This window comes from Lysobacter solisilvae, assembly GCF_016613535.2.
In the GTDB taxonomy this organism is placed as follows: Bacteria; Pseudomonadota; Gammaproteobacteria; order Xanthomonadales; family Xanthomonadaceae; genus Agrilutibacter; species Agrilutibacter solisilvae.
In genome coordinates, this window is the sequence record NZ_CP071518.1 from 2,287,879 (window position 1) to 2,303,607 (window position 15,729).

13 protein-coding genes, 1 tRNA gene and 1 pseudogene are annotated in these 15,729 nt (G+C 70.3%); 7 read left to right on the plus strand and 8 right to left on the minus strand.

What is annotated here, in order from left to right; all coding sequences use genetic code 11:
- Window positions 1–51: 51 nt before the first annotated feature.
- Complete coding sequence (locus I8J32_RS10165) at window positions 52–966, minus strand: FHA domain-containing protein (RefSeq protein ID WP_207526550.1); 915 nt, start codon at window positions 964–966, stop codon at window positions 52–54.
- A gap of 122 nt (window positions 967–1,088) precedes the next feature.
- Complete coding sequence (locus tag I8J32_RS10170) at window positions 1,089–1,895, minus strand: DUF6689 family protein (protein ID WP_200611706.1); 807 nt, start codon at window positions 1,893–1,895, stop codon at window positions 1,089–1,091.
- 438 nt (window positions 1,896–2,333) lie between these two features.
- Here I8J32_RS10170 and I8J32_RS10175 point away from each other — a divergent pair, with 438 nt between their 5' ends.
- On the plus strand, window positions 2,334–4,865 hold the full coding sequence (locus tag I8J32_RS10175) for a S8 family peptidase (protein WP_245156295.1): 2,532 nt from the start codon (window positions 2,334–2,336) through the stop codon (window positions 4,863–4,865).
- A 108-nt stretch (window positions 4,866–4,973) separates the two neighbouring features.
- Here the strand turns inward: I8J32_RS10175 and I8J32_RS10180 are convergent, their stop codons facing one another.
- On the minus strand, window positions 4,974–5,360 hold the full coding sequence (locus tag I8J32_RS10180; RefSeq protein WP_200611708.1) for a YybH family protein: 387 nt from the start codon (window positions 5,358–5,360) through the stop codon (window positions 4,974–4,976).
- A gap of 151 nt (window positions 5,361–5,511) precedes the next feature.
- Between I8J32_RS10180 and I8J32_RS10185 the strand changes: the two genes are divergently transcribed.
- The 3 genes from I8J32_RS10185 to I8J32_RS10195 all read left to right on the plus strand — a co-directional run bounded on the left by I8J32_RS10185 (window position 5,512) and on the right by I8J32_RS10195 (window position 9,134).
- Window positions 5,512–5,910: a CopL family metal-binding regulatory protein gene (locus I8J32_RS10185; protein ID WP_200611709.1), complete on the plus strand. Its 399-nt coding sequence runs from the start codon at window positions 5,512–5,514 to the stop codon at window positions 5,908–5,910.
- 105 nt (window positions 5,911–6,015) lie between these two features.
- Window positions 6,016–7,893 carry a copper resistance system multicopper oxidase gene (locus I8J32_RS10190; RefSeq protein ID WP_200611710.1) on the plus strand — a complete coding sequence of 626 codons (1,878 nt, stop codon included), beginning with the start codon at window positions 6,016–6,018 and terminating at the stop codon, window positions 7,891–7,893.
- Entirely contained in the window at window positions 7,890–9,134 is a 1,245-nt protein-coding gene (locus tag I8J32_RS10195) for a copper resistance protein B (RefSeq protein ID WP_245156296.1), read from the plus strand. Before I8J32_RS10190 ends, I8J32_RS10195 begins: the two co-directional genes overlap by 4 nt.
- Before the next feature lie 577 nt (window positions 9,135–9,711).
- Here I8J32_RS10195 and I8J32_RS10200 read toward each other — a convergent pair.
- Window positions 9,712–9,787: transfer RNA gene (locus tag I8J32_RS10200), tRNA-Phe, on the minus strand.
- A 162-nt stretch (window positions 9,788–9,949) separates the two neighbouring features.
- Here I8J32_RS10200 and I8J32_RS10205 point away from each other — a divergent pair.
- Window positions 9,950–10,396: a DUF6491 family protein gene (locus tag I8J32_RS10205; protein WP_200611711.1), complete on the plus strand. Its 447-nt coding sequence runs from the start codon at window positions 9,950–9,952 to the stop codon at window positions 10,394–10,396.
- 13 nt (window positions 10,397–10,409) lie between these two features.
- On the opposite strand, the gene I8J32_RS10210 is transcribed toward I8J32_RS10205, so the two are convergent.
- From I8J32_RS10210 to ftsY, 4 genes and pseudogenes are all read right to left on the minus strand, one after another.
- On the minus strand, window positions 10,410–10,679 hold the full coding sequence (locus I8J32_RS10210; RefSeq protein ID WP_200611713.1) for an oxidative damage protection protein: 270 nt from the start codon (window positions 10,677–10,679) through the stop codon (window positions 10,410–10,412).
- Window positions 10,679–11,796 (minus strand): annotated as a pseudogene (mutY, locus tag I8J32_RS10215) (A/G-specific adenine glycosylase). The gene I8J32_RS10210 and the pseudogene mutY overlap by 1 nt, the downstream one beginning before the upstream one ends.
- Before the next feature lie 8 nt (window positions 11,797–11,804).
- Window positions 11,805–13,070 carry an AsmA family protein gene (locus I8J32_RS17645; RefSeq protein WP_245156297.1) on the minus strand — a complete coding sequence of 422 codons (1,266 nt, stop codon included), beginning with the start codon at window positions 13,068–13,070 and terminating at the stop codon, window positions 11,805–11,807.
- A gap of 8 nt (window positions 13,071–13,078) precedes the next feature.
- Complete coding sequence (ftsY, locus tag I8J32_RS10220) at window positions 13,079–14,404, minus strand: signal recognition particle-docking protein FtsY (protein WP_200611717.1); 1,326 nt, start codon at window positions 14,402–14,404, stop codon at window positions 13,079–13,081.
- Window positions 14,405–14,467: 63 nt separating this feature from the next.
- Between ftsY and rsmD the strand changes: the two genes are divergently transcribed.
- Window positions 14,468–15,118 (plus strand): 16S rRNA (guanine(966)-N(2))-methyltransferase RsmD, encoded by a 651-nt coding sequence (rsmD, locus tag I8J32_RS10225; RefSeq protein WP_200611720.1) that lies wholly within the window; start codon window positions 14,468–14,470, stop codon window positions 15,116–15,118.
- Between the two features lie 15 nt (window positions 15,119–15,133).
- Window positions 15,134–15,637, plus strand: coding sequence for a pantetheine-phosphate adenylyltransferase (gene coaD / locus I8J32_RS10230; protein WP_200611723.1), 504 nt, complete (start codon window positions 15,134–15,136; stop codon window positions 15,635–15,637).
- The last annotated feature ends 92 nt before the right edge of the window (window positions 15,638–15,729 follow it).

Here is a 15,729-nt window from a genome sequence, read left to right on the forward strand (position 1 = left end):
TGCCGGGCGCGTGCTGCTGCTGCGCATACATGCCGGTGGCAGTGGGATCGCTCATCGCGCGGCATCCGCCTCGTGGGCGAGCGTGGCCTGCCGTTCCAGGATCGTCCGCCAGCGCGGCGCGTCGAGCGACTGCATCGCCCGTCGCGCCAGCAGGTAGAGCGTGGCGCTCTCGGTAAAGGCGCCCAGCAGTTCCAGTTCGAAGTCGGTGATCGGTTCACCCGCCGGTGCGCCGGGGCCGTTGCGCCGATCGGCGTAGATCGCGCCGAAGACCTCGTGGCCGTCCGACAGCGGCAGGCACACCAGGGTGGTCATGCCGCCGGTGATCACCGACGCGCGACCGGCCAGCCACTGTTCGCCGCCGACGTCGTTGACCACCAGTGGCCGGCCATCGCCGAGCACGCGCTGCACGGCGCCGACGCTGCCGGAGAAGGCGCGGTCGTCGAGTGCATCGGGATCCATCTGCAGGCTGGCGCGCACGGTGAAGTCGCCGACTTTCGGGTCCGACAGCAGCATGAAGCCGCGACTGCATCCGGCCAGTTCGACCACGCCGCGCAGCACGTGCGCCGGCAGCGAATCGCCCTGGCCCTGGTCGCCGGTCATCTGCCGGGTCAGCGCCTGCGACAGGGCGCGCTGGCGCGACTGGCGGTCGCGCTGCTGCGCGGCGCGTTCGTCGTCGTAGACGCCGAAATCGATGTGGCAGTCGCCCAGCCGCAGCCAGCACCCCTTGGGCAGCGGATGGTCCCGCGCCTGGATGCCGTCGACGAAGGTGCCGTTCTTGCTGCCCAGGTCGCGCACTCGCCAGCCCTCGCCATCGAAATGGATCTCGGCGTGGTTGCGGGATATGGACGGGTGTTCGATCACCAGGCCGCACGTCGGCTCACGGCCGATCGTCAGCCGTTCGCCAGTGGGGATCCACCGGGTCACGGCCGCCGCATCGGGGGGATACGCGATCAGGCGGGCCTGCATGGCCGCATCTTAGCCTGAGCGGCCGTGGACGCTGCTTGACCGGCCACGGTGCCCGCGCGTGGTCCGGCGCCGCCCGCAGGGCGGCGCATGCGAGTCCGTGGCCAGGCCTGCGTGGCCAGGCCTTACTGGCCGAAGTCGCGCAGGTAGGCGACGCTGAAGCGCAGCGTGTTGGCGCCCGCGACGAGTTCGCCGGCGTGGTTGGTCACGTCGCGGGTGGCGCGCCATTCGTTGGCCAGGAAGTTCCCCGACCGGGTCTGCGCGCGGGCGCGGAAACCATCGACAGCAGTCAGCGCCGCGGCGTAGTTGCCGGTGGCCACGCCGGTCTGGACGTCGGCGAGGAACGCATTGAACGCGGCGCGCTCGGCCAGCGGCAGCGCGGCGACCTTGCCCTGCAGCCAGCCGATCTTTTCGCTGATCACCGCGCCCGTGCTGCGCAGGTCGATGACGATCAGGAACTGCGAGAAACCGCCGTAGGTCGTGCGTGCGCGCACGCTGCCCTGGGCGATCTCGTCGGTAACGTCGCGGAAGGCCCCGCCCAGCGGCGCCTTGAGCACCCGGAACGAACTGCCCAGCGAATAGGGAATGGCGTGGGTGTGGATTTCCAGCCGGCCGGTGTCGCGGAAGCTCAGCCCGCCACTGGCCGGCGGCTCGATGGTCACCAGCAGCGGCAGCGCGGAGGGCAGGGTGGTGAGGCTGGCATCGGGCAGGCGCGCCAGCAGGGTCGTGTCGAGCAGGTCCACCTGCTGCGCGCTGACGCCCAGGCTCGACGGGCTCAGCCCGGTGGCGTCCTGGAAGTCGAGGGTCACTTCGGCCAGTGGCTGCGAGGTCGAGCCGATCACCACCTGCGCGTGGTTGCCCGACGCCGAGACATTGACCGGCAGGCTCTGCGCCGCGGCCAGGCCGCTGCCCAGGCAGAGCAGGACAGCCATGGTCCAACGGTGGGGGCGGCGGGAAGAAGCACGCGAGCGGAAGGGCGCGACTCGCGCGAACCAGTTGGGACAGGCATTCATCGTGATGACGCTCCGCAAGACGATCCCCGACGACCCGGCTTCATTTCCGGGTCGCGCGCTGCGGGATGGGCAGCGCGCGGTTGCGCACGTCCTGCGGGCGAGTGGCCCTGGCGCGGGTTGGAGCGTAGGGCAGGGCGGGTGACGAGTCTGTAGGGGATTTCCCTCAGCGGACCGTCGGTTCAGGTTCTGGCCGAAGAGGCGCAGGACGCGCGAACGGCGGTCCACGGTCCAGTCAACGCCCCGGCGGCTGGGCGTTTTCCCCCACGGCCGCTGGGGGCATTCCCGGATGGGACCGGCGCGGCGGCCGGCCAACACTGCAGGCATCCCCCAGTCCCGGGGCCCTGTTGGAGTGCCGTCATGTCGCCCGAAGCCACCCGCCGTCCCACACGACTCATCGCCCGACTCAACACGATCCGCCTCAGTGCCATCGCCGCCGGCATGCTCGCCAGCGGTGTCGCGCTGGCCGACGCGCACCTGGATACCCAGTTGCTGTCGAAGATGGCCGCGGCCGGCTCGGCCGAGCAGCTGCAGATCGTCGTGAGCTACGCGCAGTCCGTGCCCGTGACGCCGGGCCAGGTCGCCGCGTTGCAGGCACTGGGCATCACCAAGGGCCGCACCATGCGCGCGCTGCCGATCGCCGGCGCGCTGGCCACTCCCGCGCAGATCCGCGCGCTGGCCCAGCGTGGCGACGTCGCCTCGATCTACTGGAACGCACCGCTGCGCTACTACAACCAGGAAGCGCGCGAGATCACCAGCGTCGCCCGCGCCCAGGGCAATCCGGGCGACTACGGCCGCGCGTTGCCCTTCAGCGGCAAGGGCGTGACCGTGCTGGTCAACGATTCGGGCGTCGACGCCACCCACGAAGACCTCAAGCTGGGCGAGCACGTCGTCCAGAACGTGCTCGGTGCGCAGAACATCCTCGCCGAGATCGCGTCCGAGAGCGCGCCGGGCATCGTTCCGGTCACCTACCTCGAAGGCGTGCCCAACACCGACCTGGGATCGGGCCATGGCACGCATTGCGCCGGCACCGTCGGCGGCACCGGCGAGCGTTCCAATGGGCTCTACCGCGGCGTGGCGCCCGGCGCCGACCTGATCGGCTACGGCTCCGGCGCCGTGCTGCTGGTGCTCGATGCCGTCGGCGGGCTGGATTACGCGGCGGTCAACCAGTTCAGCTATCGCAACACGATCCGCGTCACCAGCAACTCCTGGGGCAGCTCGGGCAAGTTCGAAGCGCTCAACCCGGTGAACGTCGCCACGTACGAGCTCTACAAGCGCGGCATCGTCAGCGTGTTCGCCGCCGGCAACGATGGCCCGGGCGAAGACACGCACAACCCCTACGCGCAGGCCCCGTGGGTGATCTCGGTCGGCGCCGGCGAAAAGGACGGCGTGCTGACCTCGTTCTCCTCGCGCGGCAACCGCAGCGAGACCGGCAGCTTCACGATGCCCGACGGCAAGGCCTGGACCTATATCAACGAGCCCAGCGTCGTCGCACCTGGCGTGGACATCATCTCCACGCGCGATCCGCTCGGCGCGCTGCCCCCGCTGGAAGCGCAGCACGACGCCGAAACGCTCGCGCCCGAGCACCTGCCGTTCTACACCCACATGAGCGGCACCTCGATGGCCACGCCGCACGTGGCGGGCGTGATCGCGCTGCTGCTGGAAGCCAATCCGCACCTCACCCCCGGCCAGGTGAAGGACCTGCTGGTGCGCACCGCCACCAACATGTCCGGCCGCCTGCCGTGGGAAGCCGGCGCCGGCCACATCAACGCCTATGCCGCACTGGCTGAAGCCGCCGGCACGCGCGCGGGCTGGGGCGGCACGGTGAATGCGCTGCAACTGTTCAATTCGAACGCCTTGCTGGTGCGCGACGTACCCAGCCGCGCCTTCTCCGTCGACTTCGCCCCGGTGGGCACGGTGGAGGAGGAAAGCTTCACCGTCGGCGCGGACATCGCCTGGGTCGCGGCCAAGGCCGAGATCGGCGACAACACGCTGGCCCTGGTGCTGACCGACCCCGACGGCCTCCAGTACGGTTCGGCGATCTCGCTGCCGGAACTGGGTTCCACCGTCACCACCGGCGCGCCGGGCAAGGCCGGCACGTGGAAGATCACCGTGCGCGGCATCGGTTCGGTCTCGGGCACCGGCCTGGATCCGCTGAAGGTCACCAACGGCTATGGCCTGCCGGGCACGGTCGACGGCGAGATCACCTTCCTGCGCAGCGCCGGCTACACCGGCATGAACGACGTGGTCGGCCACCCGCAACGCCAGGCGATCGAGTTCGCGGTCGCCAACCGGCTGATGGACGGCAACGTCAACGGCCAGTTCAATCCCGACCGCACGCTGACCCGCCGCGAGATGGCCAAGTATCTGGTGATGGGCGCCAACGTGCGCCAGCACCTTCCCTTCAACGGCGTGTCCAGCTTCTCCGACCTGTCCACCACGGGCACCGGTTACATCTACGCCGAAGCGGCCGTCGCCAAGGGCGCACCGCTGCGCGACCTGAGCAATGCGCATGACGGCGTCATGGGCACGATCAACGGCCAGTTCCGCCCCAACGACTCGGTGACCCGCGTCAGCCTGGCCTACTCGCTGGTGCAGGCGATGGGTCTGCAGGCGGCGGCGCGCGGCTTCAGTGGTCAGCTCACCGCGTTCTACGACGGTCGCCGGATTCCGGTGGACGACGCGCTCTCCATCCCGGCCAGCCTGCGCGGTTACGTGCAGCAGGCGCTCGACCAGGGCGTGATCAACGCCCGCTTCACCGTGACGCAGGGCCCGTTCGACCTGCAGCCCACGGTCCACGCCTCGTTCGATCCCGGCAAGACCGTTACCCGCGCCGGCTATGCCGTCGCCGCCGGCCGCTACATGAGTGCGTATCGAGCAGCGGAGGACTGACTGGCCGTGGCCCTCGTTGGGTCAGCCTTCCCGTTGAACGGCCCGGCGCAAGCCGGGCCGTTTTTTATGCCATGCCCAACGCGATGCCCAGGGCAGGGCATTCCACGGCTACTCCGCCGACCCGAGCAGGTTCGCATCCCGGGCCAGCTTCCAGTCGCCGTCCACCTTGTGCAGGACGCTGAGCGTGTGTCCGCTGCGGGTCTGCACCGGCGTGCCAGCCTGCGTCGTGGTCACCGACAGCCGCGTCCACATGAAGGCCCAGTCGCCGGCGACACGGATCTCCTCGATCGTGCTGCGGCCGTCGAACTTCACCTCGCGCCCGGCCTGCGCCTGCGCGCCTTCGGCGAATTCGGCCTTCCCGAACGGCGGCCTGCCCGGGACCAGGAAGACCACGTCGTCCGTCATCAGGTCGAGCACGGCGGCGGTGTCGCCGCGACGCGAGGCATCCATCCAGTTGCGGACGAGCTGGCGGATCTGGTCTTCGTCGGACGTCATGGCCGCGGCCTGCTGATGAGGGTCCCACAGGTTTAGCACCGGGTGGGTTGTGGGGGCGCATTGGCGCGGGCGCGGGTCAGGACCGTCAGGACCGCGGGGTGTGTGGACCTGTCCCGTATTCGCCCGTGGCGTGCCGGCGTAAAGTAGTGCCATGTCCGTCGGATCCCTCCTTCTGCGCGTCGTGCTCAGCCTGGCCCTCATCTTGAATGGGGCGGCGACCGCCATCGCGCATGCGCACCCAGTGGCCGGAGGGTCGGGTGCGGTACGGATTGACGCGCCGGAATCGGCGGATGCCAGCATGGACATGCCCTGCCACGGGCAGGCCGGACACGAGCTGGCTCTACCGAAGCCTGCCGGCGAGGACGACGCGGACCAGGGTTGTTGCGAATCGTCGGCGTGCCAGTGCGCCTGCGTGCACCCGGTCCACGCGACGCTGGTGGGATTCGCTTTCGCCGCGCCGGCGCGCATCCATGCGCCATGGGTTCAACCCTTTGCACCCGGGTATCCGGAACCCGCGCAGCCCCACCTGATCCGACCTCCCATCGGCTAGCCGTCGGGGCGCCAGCAGGCGCCCGGTTCGCACGCGTGCCTGCCTTCTTCCGCAGGGTTGCGCTGCATTCGGCGGTCACCGCCACGACATCCATCCGGAGTTTTCATGTCATCTGATCCACGCGGCCCCCGGGCCGGCGATTTCCAGCCGGCGCGGCGTCGTTTCGTCCAGGGCATCGCGGCCGGCGGCACCGTCGCCGGCCTGGGTCTGGGATCCGGCGCAGCGCGCGCGCTGCAGTCCGCCGGGCGACAGCAGGTCCTGACCGGCACCGAGTTCGACCTGGTCATCGGCGAGTCGCCGGCCAACTTCACCGGCCGCACGCGCAGGGCCGTCACCGTCAACGGTTCCATTCCCGCGCCGCTGCTGCGCTGGCGCGAGGGCACGACGGTGAACCTGCGCGTCTCCAACGCGCTGCCCGCCGGTTCCATCCACGGCCACCAGACCTCGATCCACTGGCACGGCATCCTGCTGCCGGCCAACATGGACGGTGTGCCCGGGCTGAGCTTCGCGGGCATCCATCGCGGCGAGACCTACCACTACCGCTTCACCGTGAAGCAGGCGGGCACGTACTGGTACCACAGCCATTCGGCGTTCCAGGAGCAGGCGGGGCTGTACGGCCCGCTGGTGATCGACCCGATCGAGCCGGCGCCCTTCGCCTTCGACCGCGACTACGTGGTGATGCTGAGCGACTGGACCGACCTCGATCCTTCGGCGCTGTTCTCGCGCCTGAAGAAGATGTCGATGTACGACAACCACTACCAGCGCACGGTCGGCGACTTCCTGCGCGACGCGCAGCGCGACGGCCTGGCGGCCACGGTCGAGGACCGGAAGATGTGGGGGCGCATGCGGATGTCGCCGACCGACCTGTCCGACGTCAACGCCAACACCTACACCTACCTGATGAACGGGACGACCTCGCTGGGCAACTGGACCGGCCTGTTCCGCACGGGCGAGAAGATCCGCCTGCGCTTCATCAACGGCTCGTCCATGACCCATTTCGACGTGCGCATCCCGGGCCTGAAGATGACCGTGGTCTGCGCCGACGGCCTGTACGTGCATCCGGTCACGGTCGACGAGTTCCGCATCGCCGCCGCCGAAACCTACGACGTCATCGTCGAGCCTTCCGGGCAGGATGCCTTCACCATCTTCGCCCAGGACCTGGGGCGCACCGGCTACGTCAGCGGCACGCTCGCCGTGCGCGAGGGGCTGCGGGCGCCGGTGCCCGCGGTCGACCCGCGTCCGCTGCTGACCATGGCGGACATGGGGCATGGCGGGATGGCTCACGGCTCAAGCGCGCACGACATGTCCAGCATGAAGGGCATGGAAGGCGGCTGCGGCGCCAGCATGGGGATGGGCGAGATGGATCACGGCGCGCACGCGGCGCAGGCGGCGGCTTCGACGGCATCTGCTCCAGCGCCGTCGAACTCATCCCACGCCGGCCACGACATGGGCGCGGGCATGCAGCAGCACCCGGCGAGCGAAACCGGCAACCCGCTGGTGGACATGCAGACGATGGCGCCGACGGCCAGGCTCGACGATCCCGGCATCGGCCTGCGCGACAACGGCCGCACGGTGCTGAGTTATTCGATGCTGCGCAGCACGTTCGAAGACCCCGACGGCCGCGATCCGGGCCGCGACATCGAACTGCACCTCACCGGGCACATGGAGCGCTTCGCCTGGGGCTTCAACGGCCAGAAGTTCTCCGAGGTGCAGCCGCTGCGCCTGAACTACGGCGAGCGGCTGCGCATCGTGCTGGTCAACGACACGATGATGACGCACCCGATCCACCTGCACGGGATGTGGAGCGACCTCGAGGACGAGCAGGGCAACTTCCTCGTCCGCAAGCACACCATCGACATGCCGCCCGGCAGCCGTCGCAGCTACCGCGTGCGTGCGGATGCGCTCGGCAGCTGGGCCTACCACTGCCACCTGCTGTACCACATGGAAGCGGGGATGATGCGCACCGTGAGGGTCGAGGAATGACGCGCCGTCCCGCCCACGCCGCGACGCTCGTCGCCGGCCTGCTGCTGGCGTTCAATGCCGGCGCGCAGACGTCGGCGCCTCCCGATGTCCATGCCGGCCACGTACCGCCGACTGCGCCGGTCCAGCAAGAGGATCCGGCCGACGCGGCTTCGACCACCCCCACGGACGCGGCGGAAGTCGACCACGCGGCGATGGGCCACGGCACACAGGAAACGACACCCGCGGAAGTCGACCACGCCGCGATGGGCCACGGCACGCAGGAAACGACACCCGCGGAAGTCGACCACGCCGCGATGGGCCACGGCACGCAGGAAACGACGCCCGCGGAAGTCGACCACGCCGCGATGGGCCACGGCACGCAGGAAACGTCGCCCGCGGAAGTCGACCACGCCGCGATGGGCCACGGCACGCACGAAGCGGCCCCCGCGGAAGTCGACCATGCGGCGATGGGACACGGCACGCACGAAGCGGCCCCCGCGGAAGTCGACCACGCGGCGATGGGACACGCCATGCCGGCCGCGCCCGCAGCACCGATCACGCCCGTTCCGCCGCTGACGGACGCCGACCGCGCCGCGGCGCGGCGGCCCGCCAGCAGCCACCCCGCGCACGACGACACGGTGCACAGCCGCGTCCTGTTCAACCGCCTGGAGGGTTTCGACGCCGACGAAGGGCAGGGGCTGGAGTGGGAAGGGCAGGCCTGGTTCGGTACCGACCGCCACAAACTGTGGCTGCGCAGCGAGGGCGAGCGCGTCGCGGGCCGCACCGGGTCGGCGGACATCGAAGTGCTGTACGCAAACGCCATCGCCACCTGGTGGGATCTCGTCGCGGGCATCCGCCACGACTTCCAGCCGGGGCCGTCGCAGGATTTCCTGGCGATCGGTGTCGTGGGGCGGGCGCCGTACAAGCTCGAGGTGGAAGCCACGGGCTACGTCGGCACCTCCGGCCAGGTCGCGGCGCGCATCGAACTCGAATACGAGACGCTGCTGACCAACCGGTGGATCCTGCAGCCGCTGGTGGAGCTCAACTTCCACGGACAGGACGACGAGCGCCGCCGCGTCGGCGCCGGCCTGAGCTCGGCCGAGGCGGGCCTGCGCCTGCGCTACGAGGTGACGCGGCGGTTCGCGCCCTACGTCGGCATCGTCGGCGACTGGTCCTTTGGCAGCACCGCCGACTTCCGGCGCGAGGACGGTGAGGCCACCCACGACACCCGCGTCGTCGCCGGCGTGCGGGTCTGGTTCTGAGCGGCGTTCGGGGCGCGTGCCTGCCGGTGCCGGCGCGGTTGCCACGGTCGGATGGACTGGGGGGGTGGGGCGTCCGGATCCGGTACGCGGGCGTCTGATTCCGGCACGCGAGCGGCCAATTTTTGGCCAACGGCTACCAAAATCGGGACGGCGGCGAGTCTTTTTTTGGACGCTCGCGTCCAAATCCGGGACGCGCGCGTCCAAATTTCGGTCGTCGCCGGGCAAAAATCAGACGCGCGCGTCCAATTTCGGGACGCCGCCGTCCTGATTCGGGACGCGAGCGTCCAAAATTTGGACGCGCGCGAGTCTTTTTCGGACGCGAGCGTCCAAAAATCAGTAGCTCGCGAGCAAACTTTGGTCGGTTGCCGGCCCGTCCGGGCACGCGGAGAGCGGCGCACGGTTGGCTTCCGGGTGCCTTCCGTGGGGGCCTCGACTGTGCGATTCGACGGCGGCGCATCTACGGATCATCCAGCTCCGCGGCCACCAGTCAGTGCGGTGACGGTGACATCCCCTGGGGCGGAGCCCGGAAACAAAAAGCCCCGCGAACGAAGATCGTTGCAGGGCTGATGTTCTTACATGGTGGCCGGGGAGGGAATCGAACCCCCGACACGGGGATTTTCAATCCCCTGCTCTACCAACTGAGCTACCCGGCCGATCACAAGCCGTGTGCGGGCCGTGAAAGAAGCGAGATGATACGGGCGGCCTTTCGGTCTGGCAAGCCGGATGGTGGCTGAATATGCGGCCGGCCCTATTGCCGTGGCCGGGCGCGGGCGGCGCATCATTGGGCTATCCCCTTGTCCGGTAAGGAAAAGCACATGGAACGCCTACGATTCATGCACCTGCGATTCGTCCTGGCCGCGTGCATCGCGCTGCTCGCCGCCGCCGGATGCGCCTCGACCAACACGACCGGCGTGGGCATCGACGCCCAGCGGGCCGCGCTATACCGCGCCCATGCCGGCGAACCCATCGACGGGTTCCTGGGCCGCATCAACGGTTGGACTTCGCTGGACGACACCGCGCTGGTGGTCTGGACGGGCGCCAACCGGGGCTACCTGCTCGAGGTGATGGGCCCCTGCCAGGAACTGCCCTGGGCGCACACGATCACGCTGTCCAACGGGCAGTTCGACCGCGTCAGCCGCTTCGACGAACTTCGCGTGATCGGACGCGGCGTGGCGGCCATCCCGTGCCAGATCCGCGAGATCCGCCCGATCGACGTCAAGGCGGTGAAGGAAGCCCGCAAGCAGGCGCGCGAAGCGGGCTGATTGCGCGCGTGGCTCAAGCCTCGGGGACGTATCCCGCGGGTTTCTCGGCGTCGCCGCCGAAAAGGAACTTCTCCATCTCGCCGGCCAGGAACGCCCGGTGCTTGGGGTCCAGCGGCGACAGCCGGTTCTCGTTGATCAGCATGGTCTGGTGGGCCAGCCACTTCGACCAGGCGGGTTTGCCGACATTGGCGAAGACGCGCTGGCCCAGTTCGCCCGGCCAGGGCACGAAATCCAGTCCCTCGGCCTCGCGCTTTTCGTGGACGCAGAAGACGGTGCGGGGCATCAGGCGGATCCTTCGATAAGTGTGCGGATCGGTGCGGGCAGGCCGAGCGTGGCCAGTTGCGCGCGCGCTACCCAGCGCAGGTCGTCATTGTCGCCCACGCGCGGACGCAGGGCCACGCCGGCCACGTGCAGGGGCTGCAGCTGCAGGCGGAAATGGCTGAAGGCGTGATCGATCGCGGGCAGCGCACGCGCGCTGTCGAAGGCGCCGGTGGCGTGCGTGTCGAACCATTCGCGCGCACCGGCCGCATCGTCGGCCTGCGGCAGCGTCCACAGCGACGCCCAGATGCCCTGCGGTGGCCGGCGCTGCAGGAGCACGGCGCCCGCATCGTTTTCCAGCCACAGGACGTGGGCCTGCCGGCGCGGTGAAACCTTCGAGGGCTTCGCCGAGGGGAGTTCCCCCGGCCAGGCCTTCGATGCGGGCCACGCAATCGGCTTGCAGCGGGCACAGCACGCAGGCTGGCGCGGCGCGCGTGCACAGCGTGGCGCCCAGGGTCCATCTGCGCCTGCGTGTAGTCGGCCATGCGCGTGGCATTCGCACCCGTCGGCAGGTGCGACTGGGCGAACGCCCAAAGCTTTTTCTCGACGGCAGGCAGGCCGGGCCAGCCGTGGACGCCGTGGAAACGCGCGAGCACGCGTTTGACATTGCCATCGAGGATCGCGTGCCGGTCGCCCCAGGCCTGGGAGACGATCGCCGCCGCGGTGCTGCGGCCGATGCCGGGCAGGGCGGTCAGCGCATCCATGTCGCGCGGCAGGTCGCCGCCGTGTTGCTCGACGCAGACCCGCGCGGCCGCGTGCAGATTGCGGGCGCGGGCGTAGTAGCCCATGCCGGACCACAGCGCCAGGACGTCGTCCAGTGGCGCCGCGGCCAGTGCCTGCACCGACGGCAACGCCGCCACGAAACGGTCGAAATAGCCGATGACGGTCCGCACCTGCGTCTGCTGCAGCATGATTTCCGACAGCCACACGCGGTAGGGCGTGCGCGGATGCTGCCAGGGCAGGTCGTGGCGTCCGGCGATGTCGAACCAGGCGAGCAGGCGGGCGGCGTAGGTGGATGCCGTCGTCGTGGCCTGCTCCGGCGCGGCATGTTCGGCGGCATCGGCGCTGCGCCGGCTTTTCAGGCGTGCGCTCACGGGCTGCCGGCCTCGCCGTGGAATTCCACCTCCACGCCTTCCAGTACCGCGCCGGAAATCTCGATGCGCGGCGTGCTCAGCGTGCCGGCGAGCGGCGGCAGCGGATTGCCGGCGGCCGCGGCGTCGGCCCATTCGAGCATCTGCGCGATCTTGAACCGGCCGTCGAAGCGGGTGGCGTCACGGCTGACGCGCAACGCAACCGGATCGGTTAGAGAGAAGTCGCCGGCGTAGTCCAGGCGGAAGGGCAGCGCCGAATCCGACTGGCCCAGCGGCGGCGGCAACGCGGGCCAGGCCGGTGGCCACTGCGCGATGTCGCCCGCGAGTCCGAGCGTGAGGCGCTCGGTCAGCACGACGTCGCCACGTGCATGCAGCAGCGGAATGAGGTCGTCCTTCGGGTCGCCCCTTCCGCGCAGGAACACGCCGGCCTGCGTCAGGTGCACGCCGTCACGCAGCTGCAAGGGCCCGTGCAGGCCGAGGGCGAATGGCAGCCGGGTATCGCCGGATTCGTAGCGCGCGGCGAGGCCGACATGCGCCGGCCGCAGCCGCCAGTCTTCATTCCCGCGGCGCAGCGGCCCGGAGAAGGCGAGGGTGCCGGGCATCGCCCATGCCTGTCCGTTCTGGACGCGCAGCCGGCCATGGGCGGCGAATCCGCTGCCGCCCGGCTTGACCAGGATCTCCGGCCGGCTGAGGGCCACGGCCAGATCCACCGTGGCGGTCAGCGGCGCGTCGAGATAGCGGGCCCGCACGTGCGCCTGCAGCGGCTGGTCCGCACGCAGTCGCGGAGTGTCGATATCGATATCGGCCAGGCGCCACGGCGGTCCGACGAGCTCGCCTGCGCGGATGCGGATGCCATCGGTGAAGGTCGGCAGGCGCGGCGCCGAAGGCGGGCGGCTGTCGAGCCAGCGCTGCAGGGCCGGCAGGTCGATGCGGGGCGCATCCAGTTCCAGCCGGCTGGCGGTGAGATCCCCGCCAGCGGCGCGCAGCGTCGACCAGGGCAGCGAGACCAGGATGCGGCGCGCGCGCAGCACCGGTGTCTTCGCGTCGGGCTGGCGTGCCTGGACATCGCGCAGCACCAGTACCGGGGTGCCGCGCAAGGTGTACTCGGTCGTGCCGTGGGCGGTGATCTCCAGGCCAAGTGCGTTTCCCGCGCGATCGAGCAGGATGCCCGCCACCTGCCTGGGCTGTGCCAGCCAGGCCAGCGCCGCGGCCAGCACGAGCAGCACCAGGGCCGCGGCGACGAGTAGGCGGGAGCGGCGGCTCATCCGGTGGGTCAGTTGCCCAGCGACTCGGGGAGCAGCGCGTCCACGAAGGACTGCGCGTCGAACACGCGCAGGTCCTCCGGACGTTCGCCGATGCCGGCGTACCGGATCGGAATACCGAACTCGCGCGCCAGCGCGAACACGACCCCGCCCTTGGCGGTGCCGTCGAGCTTGGTCACCACCAGGCCGGTGACGCCCACGGCGGCGTGGAACTGGCGCAGCTGCGAGAGCGCGTTCTGGCCGGTGGTGCCGTCGATGACCATCAACACTTCATGCGGCGCGCCGGGGTCGAGCTTCTGCAGGACGCGCTTGATCTTGCCCAGTTCGGCCATCAGACCCTGCTGCGTGTGCAGGCGCCCGGCGGTGTCGGCGATCAGCACCTGCGTGCCGCGGGCCTTGGCGGCCTGCAGGGCGTCGAAGGCGACCGAGGCCGCGTCGGCGTTCTGCCCCTGCGCCACCACGGGCACGCCGTTGCGCTCGCCCCAGGCCTGCAGCTGCGCGACGGCGGCGGCGCGGAAGGTGTCGCCGGCGGCGAGCATCAGCGGACGGCCCTCGTCCTTGAAACGCTTGGCGAGCTTGCCGATGGTGGTGGTCTTGCCGACGCCGTTCACACCCACGGTGAGCAGGACGAACGGCCCGGCCTTCGGGTCGATCTCCAGCGGGACCGCCACCGGCGCCAGGATCGCCAGCAGATCCTGGCGCAAGGCGCGCAGCAGTCCGCCCGCATCGGCAAACTCGCGCGCCTTCATGCGCTTGCGCAGGTCCTGGATGAGCTGGGTGGTGGCCGTGACGCCGACGTCGGCAGTGATCAGCGCGGTCTCGATCTCGTCGAGCAGATCGTCGTCCAGGCGCGGATTGCGCGAGAACAGCCCGCCCAGGGTGCGTGCGAACGCGCTGCCGCGCAGACGGTCTCGCCAGCCCTTCTTGCCCGGCGCGGCTGCCTCGCCGGCTGGTGCGGATGCCGGCTCGGCGAAAGCTCCGGGGCCGGGTTCGGCCATGGCAGGCTCGGAAACGGCGGGTTCGGGAACGGCGGGTTCGGAAACGGCGGGTTCGGGAACGGCGGGTTCGGAAACGACGGGTTCGACCGCTGCGCGGGCATCGACGTCCATCGCCGCGGCGATGATTTCGGCAGGCAGCGGTTCGTCCGGAGCCGACGCTGGCGCCGCGACCGCGGCGTCGGCTTGCGGCGCCGGCGCATGCTGGACGGAAACGTCGTGGACGGAAGCATCCGGTGCCGGAGCATCAGGCCCGCCTGTCGCTCCCGCTGCCGGCGGGGCGTCGGTGGCCGGGACGGCGGGGGGCGTTTCGGGTTTCTTGCGGCGGAAAAATCCGAGCATCGAGAATCTGGGGGAGTGCGCGAGAATGACGCACATGATAGCCCCCGCCCCTGCCCACGCCCGATGAACCGATCCCGAGCTCCATCGGGCGCGACGCCCGGACGCGTGCGCATCATCGGCGGGCGCTGGCGCGGCACCCGGCTGGATGTCGCCGACGCGCCCGGCCTGCGGCCCACTTCCGACCGCGTGCGCGAGACCCTGTTCAACTGGCTGCAGCCGGCGCTGCCGGGCGCCCGCGTCCTGGACCTGTTCGCCGGCAGCGGCGCGCTGGGCCTGGAGGCGCTTTCGCGCGGCGCGGCAAGTGCGGTGCTGGTCGAACACGATGCCCGCCTGGCCGCCTGCCTGCGCGCGACGGCCGGACGCCTGCAGGGTGGGGACGCGGCGCAGGTGGTGCAGGGCGACGCCCTGGCCTGGCTGCACGCGCAGCCCGAACGGTCCTTCGACATCGCCTTCGTCGATCCACCCTTCGACGCCAACCTGTGGGGCGGCGTGTTGCCCGCACTGCTGCCGCGCCTCGCCGAGCAGGCCTGGCTCTACGTGGAAGCACCCCCGGACGCCGATGCCGCGCCGCCCGAGGGCTGGGTCGCGCATCGCGAGGGACGCACCCGCGAAGTGCGCTACGTCCTGTACCGGCGGGGTCCCCGTCGGGAAATGGACGCCACTGATACACTCGGCACCGACCCGGCCGGCGACCCCGCAGCGCCCACACCCTGAGCGAACGACCCGTCCATGACCGCGGCCCGCAACCGTATCGCCGTCTATCCCGGCACCTTCGACCCGATCACCAACGGCCATGTCGACCTCGTCGACCGCGCCGCGCCGCTGTTCGAACGGATGATCATCGGCGTGGCCGAGAGCCCGGGCAAAGGCCCCGCGCTGCCGCTGGAGCTGCGGGTGCGCCTGGTGCGCGAGGCCGTGGCCCACCACGCCAATGTCGAGGTGCGCGGATTCTCCGGACTGCTGGCGCACTTCGCCGCGGAGGTCGGGGCAGGCGTGCTGATGCGCGGCCTGCGCGCGGTGTCCGACTTCGAGTACGAGTTCCAGCTGGCCAGCATGAACCGCCACCTGATCCCGGACGTCGAAACGCTGTTCCTGACGCCGGCCGAACAGTACGGCTTCATTTCCTCATCGCTGGTGCGCGAGATTTCCCGCCTCGGAGGCGACGTCTCGGGTTTCGTGCCGCCAGCGGTGGCCTCCGCGCTGCAGGCCCAATGGCAACGCACTGCGGGCTGATCGGCGGCTGGCTCTGGCGTGCTTGATGCCAGCAGGCCGGTCCGGATCGACCGCACCGATCCAACGTCGCACCTCCAACGCCGCACCGATTC